A 13,393-nucleotide genomic window follows, 5' to 3' on the forward strand; every position below is an offset into this window, starting at 1 on the left:
AGCCTTTTTCATTATCAAACTTATAAACCACAAAAGCTATCTTAAAGTATCCCCTCCTTTTTCTCCTGTTCGTATTCTATAAGATTCTTCAATATGTGATACAAATATTTTTCCATCACCTACCTCGCCAGTTGCGGCCGATTTAAGAATTGCCTGTATTGTTGCTTCTTCAAAATTATCGTTTACAACAATGGATAAATATCTGCGTTGAATATCGCTTGTACTATATGATACGCCTCTATATACATGTCCCTCCTTTTCATTTCCAATTCCTGTAACATCCCAGTAAGAGAAAAAATTTACTCCAACTTCATGCAACGCTTCTTTGACTATTCGATATTTCGATTTTCTGATAATTGCTTCAATTTTCTTCATAACAACTTTATTTAATAGTTCTCTATCAAAATTAAAGAAATATTAGCAGTATTTTTATACTAATCTGTTATATAACAAAAAAAAGACGCTTTGTTAATACAACAAAACGTCTCTTTTGAATACTATAATTTTTATATTTATGGTTTAATGCTCATTCAATCTAAAGTCTGGATACGCATCCATACCATGTTCATGACCATCCAATCCTTCTAATTCTTCTATTTCGGATACTCTAATACCCATTGTTATTTTCAATACATAAAGTATAATGAACGAAGTAACAATACAAAATACGGCATAAGACCCAACACCAATCAATTGGCTAATAAATTGATCCATTCCTGCTAAAGAACCAAATATTCCAACAGCTAATGTTCCCCAAACACCACAAATAAGGTGTACTGCAATAGCTCCAACTGGATCATCTAGTTTAATTTTATCAACAAAAGCCACGGCTAAAACAATAAGTACGCCCGCGATAGAACCAATCAAGATAGCATCAGTAGGACTCATTTGGTCTGCACCAGCAGTAATACCAACCAAACCTCCAAGAATACCATTTAAAAACATGGTAAGATCAAGATTTTTATCTTTAATAGCCGAAGCAAGCATAGCTACAACACCTCCAGCGGCAGCAGCTAAACACGTTGTTACAAGTGTTAGAGAAGTTAAAGCCGGATCTGCAGAAAGCACAGAGCCACCATTAAATCCGAACCATCCTAACCATAATATCAATACCCCAGCAGTTGCCAAAGGCAAGTTATGCCCAGGGATAGCTTGCGGTTTACCATCTTTAAATTTACCTATTCTTGCTCCAAGCAACCAAACAGCAACTAAGGCTGCCCATCCACCAACTGAGTGAACTAATGTAGAACCTGCAAAATCATAAAAAGGGGTTTCCATGTCTTGTAAAAATCCACCGCCCCATTTCCATGAACCAGCAATTGGATAAACCAATCCTACATATACTACTGTAAAAATCATGAAAGGAATAATTTTAACACGTTCTGCAACAGCTCCAGAAACAATAGTTGCTGCTGTAGCAGCGAACATCCCTTGGAACAAGAAATCTGTCCAATACGTATAACCTCCATTATAAGTTAAATCTAAAGCACCTTCCGCTGTTAAAGGAGAACTTAAGCCAAACCCAGCGAATCCTAAAAATCCATTAAAATCGCCTGGGTACATTAAATTAAAACCTACAAAGCAATAAAGAAGCAATCCAATTGTTATTATAAAAACATTTTTAAACAAAATGTTTATTGTATTTTTTTGTCTTGTTAATCCAATTTCTAGGAACGAAAATCCTAAATGCATAAAGAATACAAGTGCTGTACAGATCATCATCCATACATTATTAGTAGTTAGTAATTCCATAATATTAATTTATTTGATGGTTATTATTTTAAGGTTTCCCCTCCTTTTTCTCCAGTTCGTATTCTATAACATTCTTGTATATCTGACACAAAAATTTTACCGTCACCAACCTCTCCTGTACCAGCTGAACTAAGTATGGCATTAATTGTTGCTTCAGCAAAATCATCGTTTACAACAATAGATAAATACCTACGTTGAATATCACTGGTACTGTAAGACACCCCTCTGTAAACATGCCCTTCTTTTTCATTTCCTAAACCGGTAACATCCCAGTAAGAAAAGAAATTAACCCCAACCGCATGCAAAGCTTCCTTCACTACACGATATTTGGATTTTCTAATAATTGCTTCGATTTTTTTCATGATATGATTTTAATAATTAAAGTTTAAAAATATAAAATAAAATTAATAGTGTATAAATTTAAAGGGGTTGAAAGTATATATATATCAAAATATCAAAATAACCCCCTTAAAATTTAGGGATATTAATATAATTGTACATATTTATAATAATTTTTAATACTGGCGATCTTCAATTTAAAATCAAAAAAAATGCAGTATAGTACTTTACTTTCTAAAAACCCTTAGCTCTAGAGCACCTAACAAATACTAATGACACTTTAAAAATAACATTTATACCTTCTTTGTAATATTTGAGAAAAAAATGCCTTAGATTTATATCTCTAAGGCATTCTAAATTTATAATATTGAAGATATTATTCCATTTCTCTTTGTCTCTTACCTGCGTAAGCAATCGTTCCATGTTCAGAAATATCAAGACCAGCAATTTCTTCTGCCTCAGTAACTCTTAAGCCACATATTTTCTTCAAAATAAACAAGAAAATAAATGATGTTCCAATAGCCCATGCAGCATATGATAAAACCCCAATGGATTGAGCGGCTAACTGAGCAACACCTCCTCCATTAAATATACCAATACCAGTGTCACCATCCACACCCCAAAGACCAATAACTAAAGTCCCCCAGGCACCACAAATACCATGTACAGATATAGCACCAACAGCATCGTCAATCTTTAATGTTTTCTCAACAAATCCTATAGCATAAACCACTAGAATACCTCCTAATAATCCAGCTAACACTGAACCACCTTCACTCATATTTCCGCAACCAGCTGTTATACTAACCAAACCAGCTAACGCACCGTTTAAAGTCATACTCAAATTTGGCTTTCCATTTTTAATCCATGTTAGTAATAACGCCCCACATGCACCAGCAGAAGCAGCTAAATTGGTTACAAGCACGACTTGAGATGCAGCAATAGCATCGTCACCACCCCAAGCTAATTGAGAACCACCATTAAAACCAAACCAGCCCAGCCAAAGGATAAACACCCCTAAAGTTGCATACATTTGGTTATGACCATGCATCTCAATTGGTTTACCATTTAAGAATTTTCCAATTCTAGGGCCAACCATCCAGGCAGCTACAAGTGCCGCCCATCCACCAACAGAGTGAACAATAGAAGAACCTGCAAAATCAATAAATTCAGCTGGCATGATTCCATCTGTATTATTCAACCAACCACCATTCCATTCCCAACCACCAGCAATAGGATAAATTAAAGCAGTCATAATGATACTGAAAATAGCATACGTTGTATATTTAGTTCTACCCGCAATAGCTCCCGACACAATAGTTGCAGCAGTTGCAGCAAATACAGTTTGAAAGAATAAATCAGCAGCACCTTGAGAAAAGATAAAACCTCCCCAATGCAAGAATCCTCCACCCGCATCTGCGCCATACATTAATGAATAACCAACAAACCAGAAGGCTAGAGAGCCAACAGCAATGTCTAGGAAATTTTTCATGGCAATGTTAACAGCATTTTTTGAATCGGTCATTCCAGATTCTACCAAGAAAAATCCTGCTTGCATAAAGAATACGAGGATACCTGAAATAAGCATCCATAGCATACCCATATCGCCTTCAACTGCGGCGGTGTCCTGTAGTAAGATAAGGGGAGTGTTTAAAATAGACATAATCATTTAGTTTTAAGGGTTAGTTAAATGAAGATAAAAAAGCAATGTGACTTGCTTTTTTATCTTTTTAAATTTTATTCTTAACTCTTAGAAAGAGTAGATTGCAGCTAACACGAATGAGCCTAAGCTTTTTGTTGGCATTAAATCGTTATCGATAAATGAATCATCAGAAGCACTATCCAATCTTATCTCTGGCTTGATAGTTAAATTATCGATTGCAAAGCTTCCTGTTAAAGTTAAAGCAAGAACACTTGTATCATCTACACCACTACCTATAGCCCCAAAATCACCATCTTCTGCAAAATACTCACCTCTTAAACCAAGCGTGAACGTATCAGATACAGAATATTGTGGGTATAAAGCGGCTCCCATAAATCCACCACCATCATCTTCTAGGCTATAATAAGCAGCATTAATTCCTAAATAGAAAGAATCAGACAAATCAAATCCTCCTGTATAGTCGATTTCAAAGAATGAAGGATCAACCAATACATTTAAGTACTGACCAACAAAACCTAATTGAGCACCAAATGCATAATCACCAGTTGGGTTAAACTCTGTTAAATCAGTATCATTCATAACACCAACCATTAAGCTGAAATCATCAGATAACGTAAAATCCGCTTTTAAACCTGTATGGCTAAATGGCCCATAAGAGAATAAATAAGATGTACTATAGTTAAAATTAGCCGTTGGAGATATAACCTCGTACCCTAAGAAAGTATTAAAGTTACCCATAGTAAGTTTTACGGATGGACTAACATTCCAGTAAGCATACAATTGGTTTACAATATTTCCAGTTGCAGAGTACATTGGAGATAAAAAAACAGCATCTGTACCTCTTGGTCCAAAAACTAAATCGGCAACAAAACCAACTTTTTCGCCCTCGTAAGAAGCAACCACATTGGCCATACCTAAAGCAAAACCAGGCAAATTAGCAAATGATGATCCTGGCGCAATGGCATTTTCATCATTTGGAGCTGTGAAGTTAGCTCTATAATAAGCATCTATACTACCACTAAGAGTAAATGTTGGCGGAGCTGGTTCTTCTTGAGCAAATAAAGCCGTTGCAACAAAAAGCATTGAAAGGGTAATAAATTTTTTCATAATGTTTAAATTTTGGTTATTAAATGTTTAAAGCTTGAGTTAATTTGCCATTAAGACACCGTAAAACTATATAAAAAAGTTTTACCCCCTAAAAAAAAGGGGGTCAATCGAGTTACTTTTATCAATATTTGAATTTTACCCCTATTTTTTTAGAGGTATGATGTTAATTTTTAATTTTTCTGATTTTTTGACAAACCATTTATTTGAATTATTGTCAGCATTATATTATGTTTAATTGCATTATTTCTTGTTATTGTGCTAATTTGTTGATATTAATGCAGAATTCCTTAATTTTACTAATTATAAGCGATTGAGTATTTATTAAAATATCCCATAATAATTGATATTATATTATTTTTATAATGGCTTAGGTTATAAAATCGAAATAATGAATTAGCCATTGTTATTATTTAAAATCTAGTGCATATCTTCGCTTATTAAGTCAAGTTTTTAAATCAAATATTTAGTTGATTATGCTGAAGAAACAAGGAATGTATTTACCTGAATTTGAACACGATAATTGTGGGGCAGGTTTTATTTGTAGTCTTAAAGGAATTAAATCTAATGACATTATACACAAAGCATTAGAAATTCTTGAAAAATTAGAACATAGAGGTGCTGTAAGTGCTGATGGAAGAACTGGAGATGGTGCTGGTATTTTAATTGATATTCCCCACGATTTCTTTGTTGCGAATTGTAAATTCAAACTCCCCGAAGCTGGTAATTACGCCGTTAGTAATGTGTTTTTGCCTAAAAAAACAAATCAACAAGTATACTCTATTGGAATTCTTGAAAAACATATCAAGGAACAAGGCCTGAAGATTATTGGCTGGAGAGATGTGCCTCTTGATGAATCTGTATTAGGTGAAATAGCCGCAAAAACGCAACCGGCTGTTAAACAGATATTTGTTGGAAAAGAAGATGATGCTCAAGATGAATTTCAATTCAACTTGAAAATATTTATTGCCAGAAAAAAAGCAGAGCATGAAATTTATAGTTCCAAACTTTCTGAAAGCTCTTATTTCTACTTACCAAGTTTATCAACTAAAATCCTTATATATAAAGGACTGTTAGTTCCAGAAGATATCAAGCTTTTCTATAAAGATTTAAACGATCCTTTGTTTGTAACCAGATTGGCTTTGGTGCACCAACGCTTTTCAACAAATACATTCCCAACATGGGATTTGGCACAACCGTTTAGATATATGTGCCATAACGGCGAAATAAACACCTTAAGAGGAAATGTTGCCAGAATGTTTTCGCGTCAGGAACTCATGGAAAGCAAATGGTTTGGTAGTGAAATAAAAAACATTTTACCTATTGTACTTCCAGGAAAATCTGATTCCGCTTCCATGGATATGGTTGTGGAATTGTTAATAATGACAGGCCGTTCGTTGCCAGAAGTGATGATGATGCTTGTTCCAGAAGCTTGGGAGAAAAACCCTGACATGTCTGAGGCTAAAAAAGCATTTTACGAATTTAACTCTTGCCTCATGGAGCCTTGGGATGGCCCAGCGTCTATTCCGTTTACAGATGGCACCTATATTGGCGCTGTGTTAGACAGAAATGGTCTTCGTCCCTCCAGATATACCGTAACAAAAGATGGCTATGTTATCATGTCATCTGAAACAGGGGTTATTGAAGTGGAACCAAAAAATGTACAACATCACGGCAGATTGGAACCAGGAAAAATGTTCTTGGTAAACATGAATGAAGGTCGTATTGTTAATGATGAAGAAATAAAAGAAAACATAGCATCAAAACACCCATATAAAAAATGGTTAGATGATAATTTAGTACATCTTAGAAATATTCCTTATAATGATTGCCCAGTATTCTTCAATGAAGAAAACTTAACAAAAAGACAGGTTATTTTCGGGTATACTGAAGAAGATATCAATACCATTATATTACCAATGGCAAAAAGTGCTTACGAACCTATTGGTTCTATGGGTACAGATACGCCTATTGCCGTGCTTTCTGAAAAACCTCAATTAATCTATAACTATTTCAAACAGTTATTTGCTCAAGTTACTAATCCTCCGTTGGATGGTATTCGTGAAGAGTTAATTACAGATATTAGTTTAACATTAGGTAGTGACACCAATATTTTTGATGTTAACGAAAAACACGCCAGAAAATTAAAAATCAAGAATCCTGTAATTTCTAAGCAGGATTTAGATAAAATAAAAAGCTTTACCAAAAATGGATTTAAAGCAACATCCATCTCTATTTTATACGATGTAAAAAGAGGCCATAACGGATTGGAAGAAGCATTGGAAAATGTTTTAGACGCTGTATCAAAAGCCATTGATGGAGGCACAAACATCGTAATTTTATCCGACAGGGATGTCAATAAAGATAAAGCTCCTATTCCTGCATTACTAGCTTGTTCATATGTAAACAGTGCATTAAGAACCTTAGGGAAACGTTCAAAAGTAAGCCTTATTGTTGAATCTGCTGAACCTCGTGAGGTTCATCATTTTGCACTATTATTCGGCTACGGTGCTAGTGCTATTAACCCATACATGGTAAATGAAATTATTGAAGATAAAATCAGTGAATTTGACGCTACTATTGATGCCGAAAAAGCTGTTGAAAATTACAACAAAGCCGTTGGAAAAGGTATTTTAAAAGTCATGAATAAAATAGGAATTTCCACGCTTAACTCGTACAGAGGTTCTCAATTATTTGAATGTATTGGCATTAATACCAATGTTGTAAACAAATATTTCCCAAACACGGCAACCAGAATTCAAGGTATCGGTTTGCATGAGATTGAAAAGGAAATTAACAAGCGTTATTCAAACGCTTATAAAGAAAGGGAGATTGCTGCCGACTTGGAATTAGAAGTTGGCGGACAATACAGATGGAGACGAAATGGCGAAGCGCACATGTTTAATCCGCTAACCATCGCCAAACTTCAAGAATCCGTAAGAGATAATAAGCCTAGTTCTTATAAAGAATATTCAGAACTTGTAAACAATCAAGCAAAACAATTAATGACTATTAGAGGTTTGTTTGAATTTACAAATTACGACCCTATATCTATTGACGAGGTAGAGCCTTGGACCAATATTGTAAAACGATTCAAAACGGGCGCCATGTCTTATGGTTCCATAAGCAAAGAAGCACATGAGAATTTAGCGATTGCCATGAATAGAATTGGTGGTAAAAGTAATTCCGGTGAAGGTGGTGAAGATGAAGAGCGTTTTTATAAAGATGCCAATGGCGATTGGAAAAATAGTGCTATTAAGCAAGTAGCCTCTGGTCGATTTGGAGTGACTTCAAATTACCTTACCAATGCTTCTGAAATACAAATTAAGATGGCTCAAGGTGCTAAACCTGGTGAAGGTGGACAATTACCTGGGCCAAAAGTAAACCCAAGTATTGCCAAAACAAGAAATTCAACACCTTATGTTGGGTTAATTTCACCTCCACCTCATCACGATATTTATTCTATTGAAGATTTATCCCAATTAATTTACGATTTGAAATCGGCTAACAGAGATGCTCGAATCAATGTAAAATTAGTATCCGAAGTTGGTGTTGGTACTGTTGCTGCCGGTGTGGCAAAAGCAAAAGCTGATGTGGTATTGATTTCTGGACACGATGGTGGAACAGGAGCATCGCCTTTAACATCTTTAAAACATGCGGGGTTACCTTGGGAATTAGGACTTGCCGAAGCCCAACAAACGTTGGTTATGAACAACCTAAGAAACCGTATCGTTGTTGAATGCGATGGTCAATTAAAAACAGGAAGAGATGTTGCCATTGCATGTTTGCTTGGTGCTGAAGAATTTGGATTTGCTACCGCTCCTTTAGTGGCTTCTGGTTGTATTATGATGCGTGTTTGCCATTTAAATACTTGTCCAGTAGGTATTGCAACCCAAAATCCAGAGTTACGTAAAAAATTCAAAGGGCAACCTGAGCATGTGGTTAACTTCATGTATTTTGTAGCTCAAGAATTAAGGGAAATCATGGCGCAACTGGGCTTTAAAACGGTTGATGACATGGTTGGTCAAGTACAAAAACTTAACCGAAATAAAACTATAAACCACTATAAAGCTCTAGGCATAGATTTATCGCCTATTCTTTATCAAATTCCTGTAGCAAAAGGAACTGTTCTGCATAATACCGAACAACAAGATCATCAGTTAGAGAAAGCCTTGGATTTTAAAATCATAAACCAAGCACATCCTGCTATTTTTAGAAAGGAAAAAATAGTTCTGGATTCTAAAATCAATAACATGGATCGTGCCTTTGGTGCCATTTTAAGTAACGAGATTTCAAAAATTTATGGCGCACAAGGATTACCAGAAAACACATTAAAAGTCAATTTCACGGGGTCTGCGGGTCAAAGTTTCGGAGCATTTGCAACCAATGGATTGACATTGGTAGTTAGTGGAAACACAAATGATTATCTTGGCAAAGGACTTTCAGGCGCAAAATTAATTGTTAAAGTTCCTGAAGAAGCCACTATTGTTCCCGAAGATAATGTCATTATTGGGAACGTTGCCTTATATGGTGCAACATCTGGAGAAATTTACATAAATGGTAAAGCTGGCGAGCGTTTTTGCGTAAGAAATTCAGGAGCTAAAGCGGTTGTTGAAGGTATTGGAGATCATGGTTGTGAGTATATGACTGGAGGTATCGCAGTCATTCTTGGAGAAGTTGGAAGAAATTTTGGTGCTGGTATGAGCGGTGGTATTGCTTATATCTACGATTCTAAAAACACATTCAAAAAGCAATGTAACACTGAAGGTTTGAATTTAGACCCGGTTATAGAACCTGCTGATATTACAATACTAAAAGGACTGATTGAAAATCATTATAACTATACTTTGAGTCCTCAAGCACAACGTATCCTTGAAAAATGGGAAACTGAATTACCAAAATTCATTAAAGTACTTCCAGAAGAATACAGACAGGCTTTAATTAGATTAGAAAAAGAAAACCTTATAACACTTTAATAGAATATGGGAAAGATCACGGGATTTTTGGAATATGAAAGAGAGGTTGAACAGTATGATGCTGTAGAAAACAGACTTAAAAATTATAAGGAATTTACCATTCCTATGGACGAAAAAGCCTTGAAAAACCAAGGTGCTCGTTGTATGGATTGCGGTATTCCGTTTTGCCACAGTGGCTGTCCGTTAGGAAATTTAATTCCTGATTTTAACGACAACGTTTACAAAGGCAAATGGAAAGAAGCTGCCAAAATATTGCATTCAACCAATAATTTTCCTGAGTTTACAGGTAGGTTATGTCCGGCGCCTTGCGAGGAAGCTTGCGTGCTTGGCATTAATGAAGATCCTGTAACTATAGAGAATATTGAAAAAAACATTGTTGAAACCGCTTTCAAAGAAGGTTGGATTACAGCAAAACCACCACAAACCAGAACAGGAAAATCTGTTGCTGTTATTGGTTCTGGGCCATCTGGATTGGCTGCCGCTCAGCAATTAAATAGAGCAGGCCATTTAGTAACTGTTTTTGAGCGAGATGCTAAAGTTGGTGGTTTGCTACGTTACGGCATTCCAGATTTTAAATTGGAAAAGCATATTATTGATAGAAGAATTGCTGTTTTAGAAGAAGAAGGTATTACGTTTAAAACTAATACACATGTTGGTGTAGATATTGATGCCAACACCTTAAAAGAAACGTTTGATGCTATTGTGCTTTGTGGTGGCGCAACCGTAAGAAGAGGCATGCCAATTAAAGGTGCTGACCTAAAAGGGGTACATCAAGCTATGGACTTCTTAAAACAAAACAATAAACGTGTTGATGGCATTACCGAATTTGATGAAATTCTAACAGCTAAAGATAAAAATGTTATTGTTATTGGTGGTGGAGATACTGGTTCAGATTGCATAGGAACATCTAATAGACATGGAGCAAAATCGGTGGTAAATTTTGAAATCCTTCCTAAACCAACCACTGGAAGACCAGCCGAACAACCATGGCCTTATTGGCCCATGCGTTTACGTACTAGCTCTTCCCACAAAGAAGGTGTGGAACGTTTCTTCAGTATTTCAACAAAAGAATTTTTGGGGGATAAAAACGGTAATTTAACAGGCCTAGTTACAACCGAAGTAGAATGGGTTTTCAAACCTGGGCAAAGACCAGAACTAAAAGAAATTCCTAATACCGAAAAAACCTGGGATTGTGAATTGGCTTTATTGGCATTAGGTTTTACTGGTGCTGAAAAAACCATCGCAGAGCAGCTTGGTATAGATATGGATTTTAGAACCAATATTCAAGCAACAACTAAAGATTATGCAACAAATGTGCCTGGTGTTTTTGCTGCAGGTGATATGCGCCGTGGACAATCGTTAATTGTTTGGGCCATTTCTGAAGGCAGGCAAGCCGCACATTATGTGGACACTTACCTTATGGGATATTCCGATTTACCATTAAAAGACGATAACGATTTACCTAGAGTATAATTTACTTTCAATTATACTTTGTATATTTAGTAGAACCATTTTAGATAATATTTAACATTTTTTGGAATGTTAAATATTATCTTTGGTTGTTATAACCCTTTTAGATGTATAAAAAAGCAATTGCAATATTTTTTATGTTCATATTTATGTCGCTTATAGTAGCGCCATCAATAATTGCTGCCATAGATGATTCAATTGATACTTCCATTGTATATTCTTTAACTGAAGAAGAAGAACATTCAAAAACAAAAATAGTAATTAATTTCTCATTGCATTACCATGATGCTTTAAGTGATTTTATCTTAAATTCGAACGAGTATTTTAGCTACCAGTTTAAAAGCTATTCCAAACCTCATCTTAATTTAATTTCCCCTCCTCCAGACCAAATCATATTATAATTTCTGTTTTACGGACTTTTAAAAAGTCAATTAATCAAGTTTAACAACTTTTGGTTATACATCCAAAAGTAAATTAATATTATAATATGTTTAAAACTATTAAAAACGACTTGCCCGCAAGTATCGTTGTATTCTTTGTTGCTTTACCTTTATGTTTAGGTATTGCTTTGGCAAGTGGAGCCCCTTTATTTTCAGGTTTAATTGCTGGTATAATTGGAGGTATTGTTGTTGGAAGCCTAAGTGGTTCGAAAGTCGGCGTAAGTGGTCCTGCAGCAGGTTTGGCCGCCATCGTTTTAACTGCCATTGGCACTTTAGGTGGTTATGAAAACTTTCTTGTGGCTGTTGTTTTAGGAGGTATTATACAATTACTTTTTGGTGTTTTAAGAGCAGGAATTATAGGGTATTATTTCCCTTCATCAGTTATTAAAGGGATGTTAACCGGCATTGGTATTATTATCATTTTAAAGCAAATTCCTCACTTTTTTGGTTATGATGCTGAACCTGAAGGAGCAGACAGTTTTATTGAACCATCAGGTGAAAATACATTTTCAGCCATTTTGCATATTAAGAATAATATTGCGGTTGGATCTATGATTGTTGGATTTATAGGATTAGGGATTATTCTTTTATGGGATAAAGTTCTTTCAAAAAAAGGAAAAATATTTCAAGTTATACAAGGCCCTCTGGTAGCTGTAGCTATAGGCATTGTTTATTTTCTAACAACTAGTGATATGGGAAATTTAGCTATTTCAGCAAAACATTTAGTAAGTGTTCCTATTCCAGAAGATGCCACTTCATTTATCGGCCAATTTAGTTTTCCAAATTTTTCAGCAATTACAAGTACCGGAGTTTGGGTAACTGCCTTTACCATCGCTTTAGTTGCAAGTTTAGAAACTTTGTTATGTGTAGAAGCTACTGATAAATTAGATCCTCACAAAAATGTAACGCCTACTAACAGAGAGTTATTGGCACAAGGAACAGGAAATATTATATCTGGTTTAATTGGGGGTTTACCCATTACCCAGGTTATCGTAAGAAGTTCAGCTAACATTCAATCAGGAGGAACAAGTAAACTATCAACTATTTTACATGGCTTTTTTCTTTTAATCTCTGTTATTTTAATCCCCCGTCTCCTTAATATGATCCCTTTATCTGTTTTGGCGGCCATTTTATTAATTGTGGGCTATAAACTTGCTAAACCAGAATTATTCAAAAAAATGTACAAACTAGGATGGAAGCAATCCATCCCATTTTTTGTAACCGTTATAGGGATTATTTTTACCGATTTACTGGTTGGAATAGGTTTAGGGCTTTTAGTAGGTATTGTGGTGATTTTAATAAAGAGCTATCAAAACTCCCATTTTTTACATAAAGAAGGTGAAGATATAGATGACGGAAGAATGAAAATGACATTGGCTGAAGAAGTTACATTTATCAACAAAGGAGCCATACTTAATGAGTTGGAAAAACTACCTAACAACTCATTTTTAGAACTCGATGTTAGAAAAACAAGATATCTTGATTATGATATTATTGAAATATTAGATGATTTTGCATTTAAAGCCAAAGAAAGAAACATTACTGTTAAGTTAGTATCTGAGCGCGGCATTGTTGAAAATCCACCTAGTTATATAGAATTTTTTACAACAAGACCAAAATTAGAAGAATTAAAATATAAGGCACAATAG

General features: G+C 35.1%; 9 protein-coding genes. 4 read left to right on the forward strand and 5 right to left on the reverse strand.

Annotated elements, in window-relative coordinates:
• Positions 1 to 36 precede the first annotated feature (36 nt).
• From CDH50_RS02510 to CDH50_RS02530, 5 genes are all read right to left on the reverse strand, one after another.
• Entirely contained in the window at positions 37 to 375 is a 339-nt protein-coding gene (locus CDH50_RS02510; RefSeq protein ID WP_100610303.1) for a P-II family nitrogen regulator, read from the reverse strand.
• 144 nt (positions 376 to 519) lie between these two features.
• The gene (locus tag CDH50_RS02515) at positions 520 to 1,752 is read right to left on the reverse strand and encodes an ammonium transporter (protein WP_100610304.1); all 1,233 of its coding nucleotides are present in this window, start codon (positions 1,750 to 1,752) and stop codon (positions 520 to 522) included.
• A gap of 23 nt (positions 1,753 to 1,775) precedes the next feature.
• On the reverse strand, positions 1,776 to 2,114 hold the full coding sequence (locus tag CDH50_RS02520) for a P-II family nitrogen regulator (protein ID WP_100610305.1): 339 nt from the start codon (positions 2,112 to 2,114) through the stop codon (positions 1,776 to 1,778).
• Positions 2,115 to 2,467: 353 nt separating this feature from the next.
• Positions 2,468 to 3,754, reverse strand: a complete 1,287-nt coding sequence (locus CDH50_RS02525; protein ID WP_100610583.1) for an ammonium transporter — start codon at positions 3,752 to 3,754, stop codon at positions 2,468 to 2,470.
• An 87-nt stretch (positions 3,755 to 3,841) separates the two neighbouring features.
• A complete protein-coding gene (locus tag CDH50_RS02530) occupies positions 3,842 to 4,861 on the reverse strand; it encodes a porin (protein ID WP_100610306.1) in 1,020 nt (339 codons plus the stop codon).
• 473 nt (positions 4,862 to 5,334) lie between these two features.
• Between CDH50_RS02530 and gltB the strand changes: the two genes are divergently transcribed.
• The 4 genes from gltB to CDH50_RS02550 all read left to right on the forward strand — a co-directional run bounded on the left by gltB (position 5,335) and on the right by CDH50_RS02550 (position 13,393).
• Positions 5,335 to 9,834 carry a glutamate synthase large subunit gene (gene gltB, locus CDH50_RS02535; protein WP_198513421.1) on the forward strand — a complete coding sequence of 1,500 codons (4,500 nt, stop codon included), beginning with the start codon at positions 5,335 to 5,337 and terminating at the stop codon, positions 9,832 to 9,834.
• Between the two features lie 6 nt (positions 9,835 to 9,840).
• The gene (locus tag CDH50_RS02540; protein WP_100610307.1) at positions 9,841 to 11,307 is read left to right on the forward strand and encodes a glutamate synthase subunit beta; all 1,467 of its coding nucleotides are present in this window, start codon (positions 9,841 to 9,843) and stop codon (positions 11,305 to 11,307) included.
• A 146-nt stretch (positions 11,308 to 11,453) separates the two neighbouring features.
• Positions 11,454 to 11,705 (forward strand): hypothetical protein, encoded by a 252-nt coding sequence (locus tag CDH50_RS02545; protein ID WP_232731939.1) that lies wholly within the window; start codon positions 11,454 to 11,456, stop codon positions 11,703 to 11,705.
• Positions 11,706 to 11,791: 86 nt separating this feature from the next.
• On the forward strand, positions 11,792 to 13,393 hold the full coding sequence (locus CDH50_RS02550; RefSeq protein ID WP_100610308.1) for a SulP family inorganic anion transporter: 1,602 nt from the start codon (positions 11,792 to 11,794) through the stop codon (positions 13,391 to 13,393).

The organism is Confluentibacter lentus, assembly GCF_002806995.1.
GTDB classification, from domain to species: Bacteria; Bacteroidota; Bacteroidia; order Flavobacteriales; family Flavobacteriaceae; genus Confluentibacter; species Confluentibacter lentus.